This is a genomic window from Flavobacterium sp. KH_035, assembly GCF_057839565.1.
Window position 1 is genome coordinate 3,185,405 of sequence record NZ_CM174492.1, and the last position, 21,626, is coordinate 3,207,030.

Annotated in this window: 17 protein-coding genes; 14 read left to right on the forward strand and 3 right to left on the reverse strand. The window is 34.7% G+C overall.

The genetic code is table 11. The features are described from left to right. The first annotated feature begins 492 nt into the window (after nucleotides 1–492). On the forward strand, nucleotides 493–1,131 hold the full coding sequence (locus tag AC3IS6_RS13025; protein WP_489159926.1) for a sugar-binding protein: 639 nt from the start codon (nucleotides 493–495) through the stop codon (nucleotides 1,129–1,131). A 654-nt stretch (nucleotides 1,132–1,785) separates the two neighbouring features. On the opposite strand, the gene AC3IS6_RS13030 is transcribed toward AC3IS6_RS13025, so the two are convergent. Next, a complete protein-coding gene (locus AC3IS6_RS13030; RefSeq protein WP_489159928.1) occupies nucleotides 1,786–2,826 on the reverse strand; it encodes a LacI family DNA-binding transcriptional regulator in 1,041 nt (346 codons plus the stop codon). 230 nt (nucleotides 2,827–3,056) lie between these two features. Between AC3IS6_RS13030 and AC3IS6_RS13035 the strand changes: the two genes are divergently transcribed. From AC3IS6_RS13035 to AC3IS6_RS13065, 7 genes are all read left to right on the forward strand, one after another. Next, on the forward strand, nucleotides 3,057–4,148 hold the full coding sequence (locus AC3IS6_RS13035; RefSeq protein ID WP_489159930.1) for a mevalonate kinase family protein: 1,092 nt from the start codon (nucleotides 3,057–3,059) through the stop codon (nucleotides 4,146–4,148). Nucleotides 4,149–4,286: 138 nt separating this feature from the next. Continuing rightward, nucleotides 4,287–5,162 carry a sugar phosphate nucleotidyltransferase gene (locus AC3IS6_RS13040; RefSeq protein WP_489159932.1) on the forward strand — a complete coding sequence of 292 codons (876 nt, stop codon included), beginning with the start codon at nucleotides 4,287–4,289 and terminating at the stop codon, nucleotides 5,160–5,162. 184 nt (nucleotides 5,163–5,346) lie between these two features. Continuing rightward, on the forward strand, nucleotides 5,347–6,720 hold the full coding sequence (locus AC3IS6_RS13045) for a sugar MFS transporter (RefSeq protein ID WP_173966917.1): 1,374 nt from the start codon (nucleotides 5,347–5,349) through the stop codon (nucleotides 6,718–6,720). A gap of 32 nt (nucleotides 6,721–6,752) precedes the next feature. Beyond that, the gene (gene nagB / locus AC3IS6_RS13050) at nucleotides 6,753–8,681 is read left to right on the forward strand and encodes a glucosamine-6-phosphate deaminase (RefSeq protein WP_489159935.1); all 1,929 of its coding nucleotides are present in this window, start codon (nucleotides 6,753–6,755) and stop codon (nucleotides 8,679–8,681) included. 362 nt (nucleotides 8,682–9,043) lie between these two features. Then, on the forward strand, nucleotides 9,044–9,280 hold the full coding sequence (locus AC3IS6_RS13055; RefSeq protein ID WP_489159937.1) for a DUF3820 family protein: 237 nt from the start codon (nucleotides 9,044–9,046) through the stop codon (nucleotides 9,278–9,280). A 149-nt stretch (nucleotides 9,281–9,429) separates the two neighbouring features. Beyond that, complete coding sequence (locus tag AC3IS6_RS13060) at nucleotides 9,430–10,266, forward strand: DUF6625 family protein (RefSeq protein ID WP_489159938.1); 837 nt, start codon at nucleotides 9,430–9,432, stop codon at nucleotides 10,264–10,266. 72 nt (nucleotides 10,267–10,338) lie between these two features. Beyond that, nucleotides 10,339–11,178, forward strand: a complete 840-nt coding sequence (locus AC3IS6_RS13065) for a hypothetical protein (RefSeq protein WP_489159940.1) — start codon at nucleotides 10,339–10,341, stop codon at nucleotides 11,176–11,178. A gap of 139 nt (nucleotides 11,179–11,317) precedes the next feature. Here the strand turns inward: AC3IS6_RS13065 and istB are convergent, their stop codons facing one another. Together istB and istA are read right to left on the reverse strand one after the other, a co-directional pair. Beyond that, on the reverse strand, nucleotides 11,318–12,055 hold the full coding sequence (gene istB / locus AC3IS6_RS13070) for an IS21-like element helper ATPase IstB (RefSeq protein ID WP_489159528.1): 738 nt from the start codon (nucleotides 12,053–12,055) through the stop codon (nucleotides 11,318–11,320). A gap of 16 nt (nucleotides 12,056–12,071) precedes the next feature. After that, entirely contained in the window at nucleotides 12,072–13,619 is a 1,548-nt protein-coding gene (istA, locus tag AC3IS6_RS13075) for an IS21 family transposase (RefSeq protein WP_489159942.1), read from the reverse strand. Between the two features lie 136 nt (nucleotides 13,620–13,755). Here istA and AC3IS6_RS13080 point away from each other — a divergent pair, with 136 nt between their 5' ends. The 6 genes from AC3IS6_RS13080 to mnmA all read left to right on the forward strand — a co-directional run bounded on the left by AC3IS6_RS13080 (nucleotide 13,756) and on the right by mnmA (nucleotide 21,616). Further along, nucleotides 13,756–14,250 (forward strand): ATP-binding cassette domain-containing protein, encoded by a 495-nt coding sequence (locus AC3IS6_RS13080; RefSeq protein WP_489159944.1) that lies wholly within the window; start codon nucleotides 13,756–13,758, stop codon nucleotides 14,248–14,250. After that, on the forward strand, nucleotides 14,243–15,568 hold the full coding sequence (locus AC3IS6_RS13085) for an HlyD family secretion protein (protein ID WP_489159945.1): 1,326 nt from the start codon (nucleotides 14,243–14,245) through the stop codon (nucleotides 15,566–15,568). The genes AC3IS6_RS13080 and AC3IS6_RS13085 overlap by 8 nt, the downstream gene beginning before the upstream one ends. Before the next feature lie 233 nt (nucleotides 15,569–15,801). Continuing rightward, complete coding sequence (gene pyrG / locus AC3IS6_RS13090) at nucleotides 15,802–17,415, forward strand: CTP synthase (protein ID WP_489159947.1); 1,614 nt, start codon at nucleotides 15,802–15,804, stop codon at nucleotides 17,413–17,415. 81 nt (nucleotides 17,416–17,496) lie between these two features. After that, nucleotides 17,497–19,407 (forward strand): membrane protein insertase YidC, encoded by a 1,911-nt coding sequence (gene yidC, locus AC3IS6_RS13095; protein WP_489159949.1) that lies wholly within the window; start codon nucleotides 17,497–17,499, stop codon nucleotides 19,405–19,407. Between the two features lie 96 nt (nucleotides 19,408–19,503). Next, nucleotides 19,504–20,220, forward strand: a complete 717-nt coding sequence (locus AC3IS6_RS13100) for a toxin-antitoxin system YwqK family antitoxin (RefSeq protein ID WP_489159951.1) — start codon at nucleotides 19,504–19,506, stop codon at nucleotides 20,218–20,220. A 208-nt stretch (nucleotides 20,221–20,428) separates the two neighbouring features. Then, on the forward strand, nucleotides 20,429–21,616 hold the full coding sequence (gene mnmA, locus AC3IS6_RS13105) for a tRNA 2-thiouridine(34) synthase MnmA (protein ID WP_489159953.1): 1,188 nt from the start codon (nucleotides 20,429–20,431) through the stop codon (nucleotides 21,614–21,616). Nucleotides 21,617–21,626 lie beyond the last annotated feature (10 nt).

Sequence of the window (21,626 nt, forward strand, 5' to 3'; positions counted from 1 at the left end):
ACCATGAAAAACCATTGAAAAATCGTGTAATTAACTTATTTTTAAGATTATGATCTAACGAAGCTATATATTATATTTTTATAAAACAAGAAAAAACAATAAAAATGTGCTCGAACACACATAATTAATGTTCTCGAGCACATTTTTTTATGCAAAACATTTTTTTTTACTTAAATTCGTGTGATTACAGTTGAATTAGTTAGAAGTAAAAGAGTAGTTGTTTTTTGATGTATTTTAGTACTAAATGTTGTTTTGTTGTGTTATTTGTATCATTTATGTTAAAGTAATGATATGTTTGTTAGTGATGGGCTTGATGTTTTAGAAAGAAACAAAGACTGTTCTTATGTATTTATTCTGAAAAGTGCCGTGTTTTCTTTTATTAAATTTTAACCTACATTCGTAATTCACAAAAAACAAAAAAAAGATGCCGATTGGAGCAATCTTCAGAATCTGAAATGTTAAAAAAATTAACAAAAATAAAAATCAATTATAGTGAAAGAATATCAAGTTGTTTTACGAGATAAGAGTCAGAAAAAGGACATAGAAGATTCTGTTGTTTCTTTTTGGGAAAATGCAAATTGCCTCACTGATTTTTGCTCCGCATGGAAAAGTGATCCATTTTCAAAAATAGAATTCAGAGCTTTTTGGGATCTCGAAAATCTCTTTTTTAAATTCAGGGTTTTTGATGCCCATATTTATCTGGATCAAAAAGACGATAGTTTTGACAGTATCAGAAATTCAGATCGTGTAGAATTATTTTTTAGGACTAATGAATCTATAGATCCGTATTATTGTTTAGAAATCGACACAGCTGGACGTGTAATGGATTTTAAAGCACGTCCCGATAAGGACTTTGATTTTGATTGGAAATGGCCTAAAAAAGATTTAGAAATCACGACTTCAAAAGATGAGATCTCTTTCACTGTCGAAGGTCGAATTAGTATTCAATCGCTAAAAGATTTGAATTTAATACAGAACAACACTATTGAAGCAGGGGTTTTTAGAGCGAAATTTGCTCAGAATACAAATCAGGAATACGAACCTACCTGGATTTCGTGGGTAAATCCTAATACTGAAACACCTAATTTTCATATTGCTTCTTCTTTTGGGAAATTTATCTTGATGGAGTAGTGGCTTCTGAAGTAAGATAGTTTTTCCACAAAGATTCACGAAGGAATCACAAAGCTTCACGAAGTTTTTTTACATTTTTTGTGTATTTAGGCTTTGGGACCAGGAGTCTTGTGGTGGGTAATTTAATTTTTTAAGGATTAATTCAATTTTAAAAACAATCTCGCAAAGGCGCTAAGTCGCAAAGTTCTTTATGCGTGATGGTTATTGTTTTTATTTATATGTTTCGTTCCTACGGAATTTTTACAGTATGAAGTTTTGTTTTCAACAAGTTTATATCGTTTTAGAGTAAGTAAGATGTGTAAAATCAGCCAGATCTGCTGAAAAAAACAGTAAAGAACCGATACCAAAAAACCTTGCAGTCTAGTTAAGATGATTAGTTTGATTAAAAAAATATCCGCGTAAATCTGCTTAAATCTGTCAAATCTGCGTGAAATAACAAAGATTCAATAAGACAAACCTAGTAGTACATGGATGGTACTGATTCGCTTTGCAAAGACGCGGATTTACACTTTTTTTTTGCTTGTTTTGTGGTTTTTTGAAATAGCTCAAGACTTTGAAGGAACTCTGTGAAGTGTTCCCTCAAAGTTTTTTAAATCATTTTTCTGTATCTCTGTGTGAGCTTAGTGAGGCTCTGTGCAACGAAACGCTGCAAATTTAGGAAACGTAAAAAGAAGCATTCTCCACGTTAATAATATCGATTGGCAGTAAAATGGTTTCCGGAATATCTTTTCGGAATAAAAAGTGCTCCACCAAAGTACTAACGCCTAAATAGGCCTGTCTTTTTTGATTTTGATGAATTAAAAAATGAACCAGTCCCTGATTTAAGAAATTGACATTTTTTGCTACTAAATCGTACCCAATGATTGCAATCTTTTTGTTTGGTACAGAAGACAGAATAGAAGCAATTTGATATGCTTTTGAGGTGGTGATAAAAATTCCTTTCAGATTTGGATTTTCGTCTAAAAATGCAGAAAATTTAGTTTCAACATTCGGATGTTTTAATTTTAGAGTGGTCAGCGAAAAACCACGGATCTTTTTTTCATCAAAGTAACTTCTGAAACCCTTTTCCTTTTCCTGCATGTGCACAGCATTTTTAAGGCTTTCGTCAATATGTATGATGGCAATCTGACCTTCTGTTAAAATCAGATTCATTAAACTGGCAGCTACACGACCGCTTTTATGTAAATCCTGTCCAACAAAACTTTTAATGGATTCGCCTTCAATCTGGTTGTTAAACGTATTCACCATGATGTTTAAATCATCGTATTGTTTTACGATTCCCACTGTTTCTTTGTGGAATAGAGGAGCAATCAAAACCGCATCAGGCGATTTCTTGACAATTGCTTCATTGGTGCTTAAAAATGATTTGGTGCTTTCCGGATTAAAAAAGTGTGTTTCAATAATAACACTATAAGCTTTAAATTCGGTAATAGCATCCTGGATTCCGTTTACACAGGGAAGCCAGTAGGGATCAATTTCAGGATCGGGAAGTAAAACACAGATTCTGTAAACCTTTGTGTTTTTTAAATTTCGTGCAATTAAATTCGGCTCATAATTGATGACGTTCAGGACTTCATTTATTTTATCTAAGGCCGCAGGAGAAACTTTTCCTCTGTTATGCAAAACCCTGTCGACAGTTCCTTTAGAAACTCCGGCCATTTTTGCTATATCCTTAATGGTGTACTTTTTATCCATATAAGCAAATATAGAAACTTTGATTTAATTTTTTTAAAATCCTGTAAGAATTAATTAGTGTGCTCGAGAACATTTTAATGGTGTGTTCGAGCACATTTTTCTTTTTTTTCTTGTTTTATAAAAATATAATCTATAGTTTCGTAGAATCAAAATCAAAAGAATAAAACAAATCCTTAACCAATTTGCATTGTAATTTATTGTTTTACAGTGCTTTATTATAGAATTTTTAAGTGAAAAAAATTACTTCATTAGCCCCGGGCAGAACCTGCCTCTTCGGAGACCATCAGGATTATTTAGGATTGCCGGTTATCGCCTGTGCAATCGATCGAAATATACAACTATCTGCCGAACAAAACCTAACTCAAACATTTGTTTTAAATATGATTGATATTAATGAGATTCGTATCATTGATATCGATGCCACTTTCGACAAATTAGAGCCCAGAGATTATTTTGCTTCGTCCTTACGGGTATTGCGCAGATACGGCTGTGTACCTAATGTTGGCTACGACATTACCATTACTGGAGATATTCCAATAAACTCAGGAACGTCGAGTTCTTCCGCTTTATTGATGGCATGGATTCGTTTTTTAATCGATGCTTTTGGAATTGATCGTGAAGTTACTCCCGAGTTTATTTCTAAATTAGGTTATGAATCTGAAGTTTTAGAACATGGAGAACCAGGCGGAATGATGGATCATTTTAGCATTGGGGTAGGGAATATCGTGTACATTAATACCAAAGATCCATTTTCGTATAAAATAATCGGAACGGGTCTAAAAGGGCTGATTACTGGGGTTTCAGGAGTGCCAAAAGAAACCATCGGACTGATTGGAGAGATAAAAGGAAATGCTTTAATGTCTATCGGAATTGTGAAACAAAACTTTCCGGATTTTGATCTGAATGCTTCCGAAGTAGAAGATTTGGATCTTTATCGAAATTGCTTGCCGGACCGATTGATTCCTTTTTTCGAAGCAGCATTAAAAAATTATCATTATACCAAAGAAGCTTTAAAAGAGTTTGAAAAACCAGTTTTAGACCTTAAAAAAATTGGAGCGCTTATGAATCTGCATCATGAGGTTTTACGCGATTTATTAAAGGTTACTGTACCTCGTATTGATGCTATGATCGATGCCGCTTTGCGTGCAGGTGCTTACGGAGCAAAAATTGTAGGTTCCGGTGGTGGCGGAAGTATTGTGGTTATCGCAAATCCGGAGAAAGAAGATTTGGTTATTGAAGCCATTCTAAAAGCAGGAGCTCTGGAAGCCTATGCCGTGTCCGTTGATCCTGGTGTTAGGGTTATTGAAAATGTGGAGATTTAAGCTGTGAAATGTGAAATGTGAGAGGTGAGAAGTGAAATATGAGTGGTGAGTTTTGGGAACCTGAAACCTGAAACCTCAAACCTGAAACAATTTTAATCCAATAGATTTAAGGAAATTCAAAATGAAAAATATATAATTATGCATAACAATTTAGTTATTCTTGCGGGAGGTGCATCCTCACGCATGAAAAAAGAAGCCATTTCAGATAATTTATCTGCAGAAGAAATTGCGCAGGCAAATGAAAGAAGTAAAGGGTTAATAGGGGTTGGAGCCAGCGGAAGACCTTTGTTGGATTATCTTTTGCTAAACGCTAAAAAAGCAGGATATAAAAACATCTACATTATCATTGGTGAGCAGGGTGAGCTTTTTAAAGAATTTTACGGAAGCCGTAACACCGATAATGATTTTCACGGGCTCAATATTTCATTCGCTGTTCAGTACATTCCCGAAGGAAGAGTGAAACCATTTGGTACTGCCGATGCTTTGTTTCAGGCGGTAGAGCAGTTTCCGGAATTAAACACACAGCAATATTCAGTTTGTAACAGTGATAACTTATATTCAGCAGCTGCTTTATTGGCGCTTAGAGAAACTAGAAGCCCAAACGCTTTTATTGCTTACGATCGTGAGGCTTTGGAATTTCCTTCTGAAAGAATTTCCCGATTTGCTATTGCCAAATTGGATGAGAATAATCAGCTATTGGATATTTTAGAAAAACCCTCATCCGATGTTTTGGCTGATTATAAAGATGTTGAAGGAAAAATACGAGTGAGTATGAATGCTTTTAAATTCAACGGAAGTACTTTATATACACATTTAAAAAATTGTCCTGTTCATCCCGAACGTGACGAAAAAGAACTGCCTACAGTATTATTAAATGCCGTAAAAGAAAATCCAAATACAACGGTGGGTATCCCATTTTCAGAACACGTTCCGGATCTGACTGCTAAAGAAGATATTGCCGATGTAAAAGAATATTTAAAGCAGCATTATCCGGTTTTAGACTGGAACGCTTAAAAAAAATTAACAAAAAATTGATATCTAATTTACAGATAAGTATAACTTATTAGACTACTTTTGTTTTAAAATTGCAAAAAATACGCACCGAGTTGTGTTTAAATTGCAATATATTTGCAAAAAGTGTTGATGTTATTTTAGATGGATAAAACAACTAATCTATTAACTATCAACCAATAAAATTATGTCAAAAATTGAGACTGCAATACCTATAGAAAAAAGGAGTTCAATCATTCCGATGATTATTCTGACCGCATTATTTTTTATATTGGGATTTGTCACCTGGTTAAACGGACCTTTAATTCCTTTTTTCGAATTAGCGTGCGAGTTGTCTTCTTCTCAGGCTTATTTTGTAACTTTTGCTTTTTATATTGCCTATTTTGTAATGGCAATTCCATCGTCCTGGGTAATTGAGAAAGTAGGCTATAAAAATGGTATTTCTTTAGGATTATTAATCATTGCTGCCGGAGCATTTATGTTTTATCCGGCCGCCGAAAGCCGAACTTTTTTATTGTTTCTAATTGCTTTATTTATCATGGGAACCGGTTTGGCTATTTTGCAAACGGCTTCCAATCCTTATGTTGTAGTGATTGGCCCAAGAGAAAGTGCAGCAGCCAGAATTAGTGTACTGGGAATTGCAAATAAACTGGCAGGTTTTGTAGCACCATTGATATTAACAGCTTTGGTACTGTCAAACATGCAGGAGTTTACGGCAGATAAAATTGCGCTTTTGGACAGCGTTTCCAAAACAAATGCTTTAAATACTCTTGCATTACAATTGCAAAGACCTTACCTTTATATGGGATTGATTATAATGGTTTTAGCACTTTTGGTAAAACTTTCCCCGCTTCCTGAAATTGATCTGGATGAAGAAGGAAATGTAGCGCATTTGAGTATTTTTAAGCAAATAAGAAACGCTTTCAGACGTCCGCAATTGGTGCTGGGAGTAATAACTTTAATGTTGTATTTAGCAGCCGAAGTTTTAGCAGGAGACTCTATTGGAGGATTCGGAAAAGAATTAGGAGTATATGGAACCGAAGGGAATTTTTATTTAAAATTGACTTCATTTACCATGTCGGCAATGGTTGTGGGATATATATTAGGGATTACATTAATCCCAAAATATCTTTCGCAGGTAACAGCCCTGAAAGCGTCAGGAGTTTTGGGCGTAATTTTAGTATTGGCAATAGTTTTGATATCGCCAAAAATTATGATTCAGCTTCCTGGAATCCCAAGCTTGCCGGTTGTTATTCTTTTGGTAGCGTTGTTAGGACTGGCAAATGCACTTTGCTGGCCGGCAATTTGGCCAATGGCATTAGAGGATTTAGGGGGATATACTAAAATTGGAAGTGCAATATTGATTATGGGAATTATTGGAGGAGCGATTTTTCCTTTATTCTACGGAATGATCACAGAAAATATAAATGCATCAAATATCGCAAACGGTACCGCAGGAATTTCAAAAAGCGGGAATCAAATTGCTTATTTAATGCTCTTACCATCGTATTTAATGATCCTTTTTTATGCAGTAAAAGGACATAAGTATCGAAGCTGGTAAAGTGTAACGAGAAAAATTAAAAAGACTATATCATGTTAAAAAGTAAAATCGACAAAGCAACGGGGTTCGAGAAACGATTCGAAAACATCAATACAGTTGTTTTTGAAAATTCTGGGGATGCGTCAAAAGCAGTAGCTCAGGAAATTGCGGCTTTAATTCAATCCAAGCAAAAAGAAAATAAACCTTGTATTTTAGGACTGGCAACAGGTTCTTCTCCAAAAGGATTATATGCTGAACTGGTACGTTTACACAAAGAAGAAGGCTTGAGTTTTAAAAATGTAATTAGTTTCAACTTGGATGAATATTATCCAATGGAGCCTAATTCAATCAACAGTTACGTTCGTTTCATGAAAGAATTGTTGTTTGATCATGTCGATATTTTACCTGAGAATTACCACGTTCCGGACGGACTTTTAACTAAAGAGCAAATTGCGGATTATTGCCACGATTACGAAGCAAAAATTGAAGCACTTGGCGGAATCGATTTGCAGATTCTTGGAATTGGAGGTAACGGACATATTGGTTTTAATGAATCGGGATCGTTACAAAACTCTAAAACACGTTTAGTGGCTTTAGATCATATTACCAGAGTAGCAGCAAGTAAAGACTTTTTCGGATTGAGTAATACACCAAGAACAGCAATTACACTTGGAGTAAAAAAGATCATGGAAGCCAAACAGGTAATTTTACTGGCTTGGGGAGAAGGAAAAGCAAATATTGTAAAAAAATCAGTAGAAGATGAAGTGACCAACCGAGTACCGGCTTCATTTTTACAGGAACACAATAACGCCGTTTTTGTTTTAGACAAAGAGGCTTCTTCAAAACTAACCAGAATAAACAAACCATGGTTGGTAGAAAAAGTAATCTGGACCGATAAATTGACCCGTAAAGCAGTTTTAGGATTAGCACTTCAGCTTAAAAAACCAATTTTAATGCTTACCGATGCCGATTATATCGAAAACGGAATGAGTGATTTATTAGCTGATTCAGGTCCGGCATACGACATCAACATTAAAATATTCAATAAATTACAAAATACAATCACAGGATGGCCGGGAGGTAAACCAAATGCCGATGATACCAATCGTCCTGAAAGAGCAGAACCAGCCAGAAAAAGAGTATTGATTTTTAGTCCGCATCCGGATGATGATATCATCAGTATGGGAGGAACTTTCATGCGTTTGCAGGAGCAGGGACATGAAGTGCATGTGGCGTATCAAACTTCGGGAAATATTGCAGTAGCCGATGATGAAGCTTTGCGTTTTGCAAGATTTGTAATTGATTACAATGAAAAATTCGGAATCAAAAGTGCCGAAGCGGACAATATTTACCAAAAAGCGGAAACTTTCTTAACCAATAAAAAGAACAGCGAAATTGATATCCCTGAGGTTCGTTACATCAAAGGATTAATCAGAAAAGGAGAGGCGAGAGCGACCAGTCATTTCGTAGGTTTAACGGATGATCAGATTCATTTTATGGAATTGCCATTCTATGAAACCGGAACAATCGAGAAAAAACCAATCGGGAAAGAAGATATCCAATTAACGATGGATTTAATTGAAAAAATTAAACCACATCAAATTTACGCTGCAGGAGATTTGGCAGATCCACACGGAACACATAAAGTTTGTCTGGATGCTATCTTTGAAGCCGTAAAAGCGCTGAAACCAAAATCATTTATGGACGATTGCTGGTTGTGGTTGTACCGTGGAGCATGGCAGGAATGGGGAATTGACGAAGTGGAGATGGCGGTACCAATGAGCCCGGATCAGGTATTGGCAAAACGCCACGGAATCTTCAAGCACCAATCTCAAAAAGATGGTGTTGTTTTCCAGGGAACCGATGCCAGAGAATTTTGGCAAAGAGCCGAAGACAGAAATGCCGAAACAGCTACTTTATACCAGCAGTTAGGTTTAGCGACCTATGCCGCAATGGAAGCTTTCGTGAGATGGCATTATTAAAAAAGGGACTAAGGTTCTGAGGTGCTAAGGCACTAAGGTTTTAAGTTTAAATATTCGCCACGAATTCATGAATTATTCTAAGTATAATTTGTGAATTCGTGGCGAAATCATTTACCCTAATAGCTGTCTTTTATTAATCGTTAGTTTGGCAGTACGTTTAAAAAAAAGGTTAAGGCCCTGCGACTGTAAACTGCGACTGTAAACTGAGACTGTAAACTGAGACTGAAAAACTGAGACTGAAAAACTGAGACTGAAAACTATTTTTTAATCTGTGGCAAAAGAAAAAATTAATAGCTTTGCAACTAATCAGAAGCAAGAGAAAAGAAAATCTTTCCTCTTGCTTCTTTTTTCTTTATAAAAAAATGGAACCAGACAAAAAATTTCTCATCAAATTAGCCCATACCAAAATGCCTTTCGGAAAATACGAAGGCCGTTTTTTAATCGATTTACCCGAATATTATGTCGTTTGGTACCACAACAAGGGATTTCCAAAAGGAGAACTAGGACAGCAATTGGCGCTTATTTATGAGCTAAAATTGAACGGACTCGAGGAATTGATCCGTAATATTAAAAAACAATACCCTAAACCTTTAAAATAGTAAGAAAAATCCTTTTCTGTTTGATTTTTTTTATCTAAGTTTGGAATACAAAATATTATAATTTCCAAAAACAAATTGATACCACAGAATTCAAGACTGAATTTTTTAATGTGTACAAGTCAATGTTTTAGAATTATAATATTTTTTTTATGTCAAAACTTACTTCAATAGCAAGTCTTACTTGTTGGTACGGAAAATACCCTTGGTATTTCCCTTATTTTTTGCATTCCTGTTCATTTAATCCAAGTGTTGATTTTTATATCATCACAGATAATCAGGAGAAAATCGAAAATAAGCCTGAAAACGTCACCATCGTTTTCAAAACCCTTCATGAAATAAAAGTTTCAGCCTCTGAAAAACTTGGTTTTACCGTAAACATTGATTACCCCTATAAATTATGCGATTTTAAGCCCGCTTATGGCTTTTTGTTTCCTGAAATTATAGAAGGTTATGATTTTTGGGGCATTAACGATATTGATATTGTCTTTGGATCAATTCGGACATTCATGACCCAACGAATTCTGCAAAAATACGATATCATCAGTAGCCGCCATGATTATATAACCGGTTCATTTTGCTTGTTTAGAAATAATGAATATGTGAATCAGTTATTTATGAAAAGTAAAGATTATAAAATGGTTTTTAGTAATCCAATTCATTTTTGCTTTGACGAATGTAATTTTCTTTTTGAAGAATTAAAGAAAGGAACTTCAATATTAGAAATGAAAAATAAAATCGAAAGCATGACTTATGTTGTTAAGAAGGAGGAGAAAGAATCTCATTTAAAGGTCTTTTTTGATTTTGTAGTTGTAGAAGGCTTACCTGGCAATATTGAATGGAATAATGGAATATTAATTTATAAACAATTGTATGAAGTGATGTTCTATCATTTAATTCAGTTTAAAACTTTCTGTTCAAAACAAACTGTACTGAAACCGATACCTTTAAAATATGGTTTTACTAAAACTGAGATTGTGAAAAAGTAATTATATCAGTTTTTTGAGGTTTTTCTAAGATGTGTAATTGTATTTATAGTGTAATATTTAAAATTTTATGTCATGAGAATTAAAAAAATGAGTTTTGCAGACATTGAAAACACAATGTGCAAAGAAGAAATGAAGTGTATAATGGGAGGTTCTGGCTGGGGTGGAACGGGAGGTAGTTATACTAATGGGGCATTAATGTATGGGGGAAGTAATCCATTAGCATATAGTGGTTCTGGAGGTTATTACGGGAATACTCAGGGATGGGGTTCTGGATTCAGCAATCAAAGTTCTGGTAGTTCGCCTTCTAATTCAGGAGGTAGAGGAGGAAGCTCTTCATATTATACTCCCGGTTGGACTGATACTGGTAGAGGTATTGTGACAAGTGATCCAAATGTTATTAAACGAATAGTTGATTATCTAGATTGGGAACGTGTTATTTTAAAAAACGAACCCACAATGGTACAAGTTAATAATTTTGTTAATATGGATTATTTAACTGGAGGAAAGGGAACTTTGAGCGATGGTAGAACTCTCGCTCAAGGTATGAGTATTACACACGATCCTTATGGAGAATTTAAGACAATAGAAAGTTTATCTAGGATTTTTCAGAATTTTGGGGATTCACTCACAGCTGGAGGGGTCGTTTTATCTGCAACCGGTGTAGGTGCAGTAGTAGGCGGGCCTATGATAGCAATTGGAGGAGGAATTGCAAGAGTTGGAACCGTAGCAGAATTTTATTTAGATTTAAAAAGTGAGGAACCATTTGATTTTGTGAAATGGGGATTGAAAGCAGGATTAGAGGCAACTCCAGAAGTTTATACCAATTTTTTTAGTAAAAGGGCTGGTGTAATCGGTTTTGATAAAGCAATGGTGGAGATGTATTCAGTTGCTTGCAAATTCCGGTTATATTGATCACCCCATTCCGTTTTAAAGTGAGCACCTTATTCCAGTTCAAAATGACCACCTAATTCCGGAGCAAAATGACCACCTCCGTTTTGATTAAAAACTATATTTTTTCATCTGTTAATTAGTATTCAAATATAATAAAATATCACTCTTTGTTTATTCCTCTTTTCTTTCTCATGGATTCTCCATGTAATTCAAGCCTATGAGATTGGTGTATAAGTCTGTCTAATATTGCATCGGCTATCGTTTTTTCTCCAATTATATCATACCAGCCTTGAACCGGGATTTGTGATGTCACGATTATAGAGCCGTTATTATGCCTGTCTTCTATGATCTCCAAAAGAGTAATTCGGTTATGGCTGTCAAGTGCCTGGAGTCCAAAATCATCAAGTATGATAACATCCTGTCTTTGTATTTTGGTAAGTTCCCGCAGATAAGTGCCATCTGCTTTAGCCATTTTTAGTCTAGCAAACAATTTTGAGGTATTAAAACAACTTACCTTAAAACCCTGTATACAAGCTTGATAACCTAATGCGGTACCTAAATAACTTTTACCGACACCGGTGCTTCCAGTGATTAAAATGTTTTCATTTTTCTCTATAAATTCGCATTCTGCCAGACGCAGTACCATGTTTCTGTCCAGATTACGTGATACATCAAAATTGATACTTTCAATATTTGATTTGTAATGGAATTTGGCATTAGTGATACTTCGTTCAATACGACGATTGTACCTTTCATCCCATTCTGCATCAATAATCATCGATACAAACTGGTCAAGGGTATAATGATCTGTTTTTCCGCTTTCAATGGCTGTTTTAAAAGCATTAAACATGCCATAAAGCTTCATTTGTTTCATTTTGGTTACTGTGGATTCATTCATTTTTTCAAGATTTAATTTAGTTATAATAGTGTTTTCCTCTTATATTACTGTGATCGGGAAGTTCTTGCTCAGGTTCTTGATCAAAATCAATATGATCCAAGTTGTTTTCTAAAATATTTTGTATGGTCTTAAAATTGTAAATTTTAAAATCAAGTGCCCGCCTGCAGGCATTTATTAATCGCTGTCTGCCTACCTTTTTTTCAAAATTCAGTATTCCTAAACAACTTTTATAAGCCTGTTCTGGATGATTTCTGCTTTCGATTATCTGTATTATATATTCTCCCACTGACTCATCAATATTATTAGCCCATTCAATGAAGCGGGCAGCACTCCATTGGGCTACAAATTGATGTGTACTGGCTAAATGCTCAGGGGTTGTTGTATAGACATAAGGTTTGTAGTTTCTTGGATGTACAGCTATTCGATTGTATTTAAAATAAATCTCTACCGTTGATTTGGTATATAACAGCTTTGCTTTCTTTTTTACATATTGATACGGAACGCTGTAATAGTTTTTGTCCTGGCTTAATTGAACATGACCGTTTTGCATTACTGTTGCAAAAGATTGGTATTTAATTTCAAAACGATCTTGTGGCAGTGGACGCAGTTTTTCTTTCTCGTCTTCTAAAAATAATTCAAAGCGGGAATAAGGGCGTCCTGTTAGTTTTCTGTTATTATGAGAGTCAAGTAAATCCCAGATCTGCTGATTTAATTCTTCCAGAGAAAAGAATTTGGTTTCTTTTATGGTTACATAAATCCTTCGATATAATATCTTAACAGCTCCTTCAACTAATGATTTGTCTCTGGGCCTGTAAGCTCTGGCAGGTAAAATTGTAGTTTCGTAATGTTCTGCTAAATCAGCCAGGGTTTCATTGATTGTCGGTTCAAAACGACTGCTTTTTATTACTGCAGATTTTAAATTATCCGGAACAATGGCAGCAGGAGTACCTTCAAAAAAGCGCATGGCATTCTCTACTGAGTCAACAAAGTTTTCCTTTTGCTGGCTCATGGAAGCTTCAGCATACGTGTATTGGCTAGCGCCTAATATTGCTACAAAAAATTGTACTTCTTTGACTTCTCCGGTATCTATATCAATAATTGAGAGTGTCTTTCCGGCATAATCAACATACATTTTATCACCAGCCTTATGGTTCATATGCATGACCGGATTGACTCGCTTGCCCCATATATTGTAATGATAATGAAATTGTGAAGTTCGATAACCATCAGGATTTACAGCAATATATTGTTCCCACATATGCTGTACGGTAACGCCAACTTTTTTTAGTTCACGTTCCATTTTATGAAAAAAATCATAAAGTGTCTGTAATCTCGGGCTAATGGCCTCTACACTAGTCTGGGAGAATAAAAGTTCCAGCTCTGCATCGGTTTTTTGGTCGATTAATTCTAAGCTTAATCCGAGAACTTCAAATAAGGAAATATATTTCTTTACCGTATTTCTTGAAAGGGATAAGTAGCTACTTATAAATAACTTACTCTTTCCATTACAATAGAATTTAATTACTTTTCTAATTTTACTCATGTCTGTTATTTTGTTTGCCATAATCCGTATATTTTTAACGAATGTATGGTTCTAACAACATGAAAAAATGAATAGTTTTTAATCGTTAATTAACCACAAAACCTGGTGGTCAATTTGCTCCGGAATCAGGTGGTCAAATTGACCGGTTTTTCCAGTTATGCAAGACGGTAAGATTTTTAGTGACACCATTCAAAATAACATCGTCCTGGATGATGAAAATGTAGATTATGAACGTTTAAAGAAAGCAGTAACGGCGGCTAATATTGTTGCGGAGATTGAAGCCATGCCCAAGGGGTATCAAACCATGATGGGAGAAAACGGAAGAGGTTTGAGTGGCGGACAAAAGCAACGAGTGTTGATCGCAAGAGCACTCTATAAAAATCCAGATTATTTGTTTTTTGATGAGGCGACCAATTCTTTAGATGTTATTAACGAACAGAAAATTGTAACAGCCTTAGAAGAAATATTTAAAAATAAGACGGTAATTGTCGTGGCGCACCGATTGAGTACAATCCGTAAAGCAGACCAGATTATAGTGCTTAAAAATGGCTTTATTACTGAAGTTGGAAATCATGAAATGCTGATGACACGAGAGAATGGACACTATTATCAATTGGTAAAAACGCAAATAGGAGATACTGTAAATGGCTAGTAAAGGATTTCATAAAACACTCAACGAAAATAGAACAGAAGAGGTTATTTCTATAATCGAAAAAATGCCAACGAAATTTGGCACAACAATTAGTTGTATTGCCATAGGATTGGTTCTGCTTTTATTTTTGTTTGGATGGCTTATAAAATATCCTTCAGTATTGTCAGGTCAAATTGTAATCAACACACGACAGGCTCCGGTAAAACTAGTGTCCTCAATAGCGGGGAATATTATATTGATAGAGAATAAATCAGGAGCCGAAGTAAAAAAAGGAACCTATATTGCTTACATACAAAATGAAGCAAACCTAAAAGATGTTCAATTACTGAATCAGATACTTCGTAAAATAAACATCCAAAATATTACGTACAAAGAGCATAGACATTTTTTTCCTGAAAACTTAGCTCTGGGGGAAATGAGTAACAAATACTTCAATTACTTAAACTCACTGTATCAATATCTGGATTATAATGTCCAACAGCCTTATGAAGTTCAAAAGGCAATAAATCAAAAGTTACTCAGACTTCAGATTAAAAAGTTAGATCAGTTAAAAAATGATTATCAGAATCAAAAGGTAAAATACACGACTTCTAAAAGTCTTTTTAGGAAAGATTCACTTTTGTTTACGAAAGATGTGACTTCCAAGGCAGATATTGAACATTCTATTATTGCAAAAGCGAACAGCGAGTTGGATTATAATGCAATAGACAAAGAAATCAATACTACAGATTACCAAATCAATGAAGCTCAGAATAAAGCTCAAGTGATTGCCATCGAAAAAGTCACCAAAGAACGTGAGATTATCATTAATCTGTTTAACAGCTATTATGATTTACTTGAGGCTATTAAAAAATGGGAGCGTACTTATGTTTTTGTAGCACCGATAAATGGCAAAGTTGATTTTTTAAATTTTCTTAAAAACAACGATTATATTCAGTCCGGACAGGAACTGTTTAAGATTGTACCCAATAACAACCAAATGATTGGTCAGGTAAATTTACCGGAAAATGGTTCGGGAAAGGTCAAAGTCGGACAAGGGGTAATCATAAAACTGAACAATTATCCTTTTAACGAGTATGGCTCCATCAAAGGAAAAGTTATGAGAATTTCATTGGTAACCAATCAACAGACGCTTTCAGACAATCAAAATAAAATCAGCTCTTATCTTGTAGATATAGACTTGCCTAACGGATTAAAGACGAATTACGGAGTTGAATTGAATTTTCACGCCGAAGCAAAAGGAACCGCTGAGATTATTACCGAAGACAGACGATTGATTGAACGCTTCTTTGATAACCTGAGGTATAAACTCAAATAATTAACCTTATAGTCCAATTTACTAGTGTTAGAAAAAGGCAACCTAAAAAAGTGTAATTAGAAGCATTCTTCGAAAAAACACCTAATTAAAAGTTAAAATTATTGATTACGGAAACATGTAATCGTTCTAATTAAAAATTTGCAAATTATCTCAATCTCTATTTGATAAATTATCTAATTAAATTTGTACTTTTGCCAAGTTTTTTACACAACTACAATACAAACAACAACAGAATGAATCAAACAAAATATATTTTTGTTACAGGCGGTGTGACTTCTTCATTAGGAAAAGGTATTATCGCGGCATCTTTAGCAAAATTGTTACAAGGAAGAGGATACCGTACAACTATTCAGAAATTTGATCCGTATATCAATGTGGATCCTGGTACGTTGAATCCATACGAGCACGGAGAATGTTATGTAACGGATGATGGTGCTGAAACAGATTTAGATTTAGGACATTACGAGCGTTTTCTTAATGTTCCAACTTCTCAGGCGAATAATGTTACAACAGGAAGAGTTTATCTTTCGGTAATCGAAAAAGAAAGAAGAGGGGAGTTTTTAGGAAAAACAGTTCAGGTAGTTCCTCATATTACTAACGAAATCAAAGACAGAATGCAATTGTTGGGTAAATCCGGCGATTATGACATTGTAATTACTGAAATTGGAGGAACTGTTGGTGATATTGAATCGTTACCTTATATAGAATCTGTTCGTCAGTTAGTTTGGGAGTTGGGAGAAAATAACGGAATCGTTATTCATTTAACATTGGTCCCATATCTGGCTGCTGCGGGTGAGTTGAAAACAAAACCAACGCAACACTCCGTGAAAACGTTGATGGAAAGTGGTATCAAAGCAGATATTTTGGTTTGTAGAACCGAGCATGAATTGTCTCAGGAATTGCGTCAAAAACTGGCTTTGTTTTGTAATGTTAAAAAAGAAGCGGTTATTCAGTCAATTGATGCTTCAACAATATACGAAGTTCCAAATTTAATGCTTGAAGAAGGATTAGATGTAGTAGCTTTGAAAAAATTAGATTTGCCTAAGAAAGCATTACCGGATCTTAAAAACTGGAATACTTTTTTGCGCCGATTAAAAAATCCAAAACATACCGTAAATATTGGTTTGGTCGGAAAATATGTAGAAATGCAGGATTGTTACAAATCTATTTTAGAGGCGTTCATTCATGCAGGTGCTGCAAATGAAACCAAAGTAAATGTGATTTCGATACATTCAGAACACATTAATGCTGAAAATATCAAAGAAAAATTAGCAGGTCTGGACGGAGTTTTAGTGGCTCCGGGATTTGGAGAAAGAGGTATCGAAGGAAAAATCGAAGCCGTTCGTTATGTACGTGAAAATAATATTCCGTTTTTCGGAATATGTTTAGGAATGCAAATGTCTGTAATCGAATATTCAAGAAATATTTTAGGTTACAAAGAGGCGAACTCTACAGAAATGAACGACAAAACGCCTCATCCGGTAGTGAACTTGATGGAAGAGCAAAAAACAGTGACTGACAAAGGTGGAACAATGCGTTTAGGAGCATGGAAATGTGATATAAAGCCGAACACGCTGGCATATAAAATTTACGGACAAAAAACAATTTCAGAGCGTCACCGTCACCGTTACGAATACAATAATAAGTATGCTGATGAACTGCAAAATGCAGGTTTAAAAGCTTCAGGGGTGAACCCGGATACAGGTTTAGTAGAAATTGTAGAACTTGAAAATCATCCATTTTTCATTGGTGTACAATACCATCCTGAATACAAAAGTACAGTAGCAAATCCACATCCGATTTTTGTAAACTTTGTGGCTGCTGCAGTGAATGCGCATAAAAAATAATAATTAATATTCTGAAAAGTGTAACTTTTGTGTTGATCTCATCACTAATACCTTTTTAACGAATAACTTTTTTAAACTATAATGGAAGAAAAAAAATTTGATCTTAATTCAATCATTGGTTTTGTATTGATATTTGGAATTTTGATTTGGATTATGTACCAAAATCAGCCTTCTGATAAAGAGATTGCTGCTGAAAAAGCAAAGAAAGAACTAGTTGCCAAACAAGAAGCACAAGCGAAAGCGGATAAAACTAAAACAGCTGTTTTACCGGTTGCTGCTGCAACTCCGGGAGATACAGTTCAGTTGGCGCAATTACAAAAAACATTAGGTGGTTTTGCTTATTCGGCTACACTTCCTTCTGCTAAAGAAGGTTTTACAACTATTGAAAACGAAAAGATTAAGCTAAAAATTGCCAATAAAGGAGGGTTTATAGTAGAAGCTACGTTAAAAGGATTTGAAAGATTTGAGAAAGATTCCAAAAAATTAGTTGAATTAATTAAAGACAATAATTCTAATCTAAACATTCAATTACAAACAGCTGATAACAGAACTTTAAATTCTAAAGATCTTTATTTTGAACCAACGTTGACTAAAAACGGTGTAGATCAAATTTTGACTATGCGTTTGAAAGCGGGTGCTAATGAATTTTTGGAATATAAATATGTATTGAAACCAAATGATTATTTAATTGGTTTTGATGTTCGTTCACAAGGTTTGAATAAGGTCTTAAATTCTTCTAAACCATTAGATTTAGTTTGGGATTTAAAATCGTATAGAAATGAGAAAAGTATTGCTATCGAAAAACGCTATGCACAGCTCGAATATGAATATGGAGAGGAAAAATACAGTTCAGTAAGTGACGGTGTAGGAAAAGAGGATACTCCTGAAAAAGTGAGCTACGTAGCTTTTAAACAACACTTTTTTGCGGCTATTTTATCAACTGATAAACCATTTGAAAAATCTAAATTGCAATCTGATGCTTTGGTAAAAGATGAAAAAATAGATACTACTTTTGTTAAGCAATTTAAAGCAACAGTTCCTTTGGCTTTTTCTAATGGAGAATTAGATTATAAAATGAGCTTATATTTTGGGCCGGCTGATTATAAAGTATTAAAATCATACGATAAAAACTTTGAAAAAATTATTCCATTAGGATGGGGGATTTTTGGATGGATTAACAAGCTTATCTTTATTCCATTATTCGGATTTTTAAGTTCAACGATTGGATTGTCATTAGGAATTGCGATTATCATCTTTACAATTATTATAAAATTGGCGATGTCGCCAATCACTTATAAGTCATTCCTGTCACAGGCTAAAATGAAAGTTTTACGTCCTGAGATTACAGAATTGGGTGAAAAATTCAAAAAAGACCCAATGAAGAAACAACAGGAAACCATGAAACTGTACAATAAAGCAGGAGTAAACCCAATGGCAGGATGTATTCCGGCATTGATTCAGCTTCCTTTTATGTATGCTTCATTCCAGTTTTTCCCTGCAGCTTTTGAATTAAGACAGAAAAGTTTCCTTTGGGCAGACGATTTATCTTCTTTTGATGCTGTTGTAAAATTACCATTCCATATTCCTTTGTATGGAGATCATATCAGTTTGTTTCCAATTTTGGCAGCAATTGCGATTTTCTTCTATATGAAAATGACATCTGGAGACCAGCAAATGGCAGCGCCTCAACAAGAAGGTATGCCGGATATGGCAAAAATGATGAAAATCATGATTTATGTGTCGCCATTAATGATGTTGATTTTCTTCAATAGTTATGGTGCAGGATTGAGTTTGTATAACTTTATTTCGAACTTAATTACCATTGGAATTATGTACGTAATTAAAAATTACATTGTTGATAGTGATAAAATTCACGCTCAGATTCAGGAAAACAAATTAAAAGAGCCTAAAAAGCAAAGCAAGTTTCAACAACGTCTTCAGGAAGTAATGGAACAGCAGGAAGCTGCGAAAGCTCAGAATAAAAAGAAATAATAATAGTAAAAAAATCTCGATTCATCGGGATTTTTTTATACCTAAAATATACTTTATCAAAGTCATTATCGTTAAAGTTTAAAATGAAATATAAATATGATTTCTAAAAAAATAATAGTCGGATTACTTTTTTTAAATACCGTTTTTGCGTTAGCGCAAGATTTTAATAAATCAGATGCCAGCGGCAAAAAAGACGGGATTTGGAAAGGAACTTATGAAGTTTCTAAGCGACCTCGTTATGAAGGTACTTTTAATCACGGAAAAGAAACCGGTGTCTTTAAATTTTTTGATGATACCAAAAAAGGAGATGTTATCGCAACTCGTGATTTCACAGCAAATGACGGAAGTTCCTATACCATTTTTTACGATCAGAACAAGAATAAAGTAAGTGAAGGAAAAGAAATCGGCAAATCGCGAGAAGGCGACTGGAAGTATTACCATAAAGCTTCAAAAGCCCTTATGACGCTTGAAAAATATAAGGGAGGAAAACTGGAAGGAGCAAGAACAGTTTATTATCCGGATTCTAAAATAGCTGAAGAAATGACTTACAAAGAAGGTTTGAAAGAGGGTATTTATAAGAAGTACGGACAAAATGGAATTTTGTTGGAACAAAGTACATTTAAGAATAATGAATACAATGGAGATGCTATTTTTTATGATTCTGATGGTGTCGTAGCGTCTAAAGGAAAGTTTCTAAGGGGAAAAAAGGCAGGAATGTGGCAATTCTACTTAAAAGGAAAACTGACCAAAGAAGTGAATATGAGTGATCCTAAAAGTAGTTATCAGGCAGATTCAAAACCAAAGACGGAGTAGGTCTGAGAATAGATGCATTCTTAAGAAAAATAGATTTTTTTAATGTGTGAAGTTAGGTTTCTGGGTAGTCAATTTATTAGATCAGAAAGCTTGTAAAAGAGGCAATAAGTTTTGTCTACAATGGCATTGCATAAACTAATCAAAACTTAAGTAATTATCAAAAATTGGGCTTATCTTTGCACCCTTGTAAAAATATAAACGATTTAGAATGAAACGTGTAGTTGTTGGACTTTCCGGAGGAGTAGATTCAAGTGTTGCAGCTTATTTATTGCAGCAGCAAGGATATGAAGTTATTGGCCTTTTTATGAAAAACTGGCACGATGATTCAGTTACGATTTCTAATGAATGCCCGTGGTTAGAAGATAGCAACGATGCATTATTAGTAGCCGAAAAATTGGGTATACCGTTTCAAACGGTCGATTTAAGCGAAGAATACAAAGAAAAAATCGTTGACTATATGTTCAACGAATACGAAAAAGGAAGAACTCCAAATCCTGACGTACTTTGTAATCGCGAAATTAAATTCGATGTTTTTATGAAAATCGCTCTAAGTCTTGGAGCCGATTATGTTGCGACCGGGCATTATTGCCAGAAAAGCGAAATTGAAGTGAATGGGAAAACGGTTTATCAATTGATTGCCGGAAATGATGTTAACAAAGATCAGTCGTATTTTTTATGTCAGTTGTCTCAAGAACAATTATCTAAAGCTTTGTTTCCAATTGGAGCATTGACAAAACCAGAAGTGCGCGAAATCGCTGCTGAAATGGAATTGGTTACTGCTGAGAAGAAAGATTCGCAAGGACTTTGTTTCATTGGGAAAGTACGTTTGCCTGAATTTTTGCAGCAAAAATTACAGCCTAAAGAAGGGCTTATTGTTCAGATTGATAAAAATGACCCAATTTATACAATTGAAAAACCGACAGGAATTTCTTTAGAAGACGAATTGAAAATTGATTCTCAAAAACTGGATTATCTTCCAACAATGGGTAAAGTAATGGGCAAACATCAGGGAGCACATTATTTTACAAACGGACAAAGAAAAGGATTAAACGTTGGTGGTACTACAGATCCCTTATTTGTAATTGCAACAGATGTTGATACAAATACAATTTATACCGGTTTAACAAGCAACCATCCTGGTTTGTTTAAAAAAGCATTGTTTGTTAGAAACTCTGAAGTACACTGGGTTCGTGAAGATTTGAAACTGAATAATGGTGAAAAAATGGAAGTAATGGCAAGAATTCGTTACCGCCAGCCATTGCAGAAAGCAACTTTACATCAGTTTGAAAACGGAATGTACGTTAGTTTTGAAGAGTCTCAGTCTGCTATCACAGAAGGTCAGTTTGTTGCCTGGTATTTAGAAAATGAATTAGTTGGTTCGGGAGTAATTTCTTAGCTTTATACTT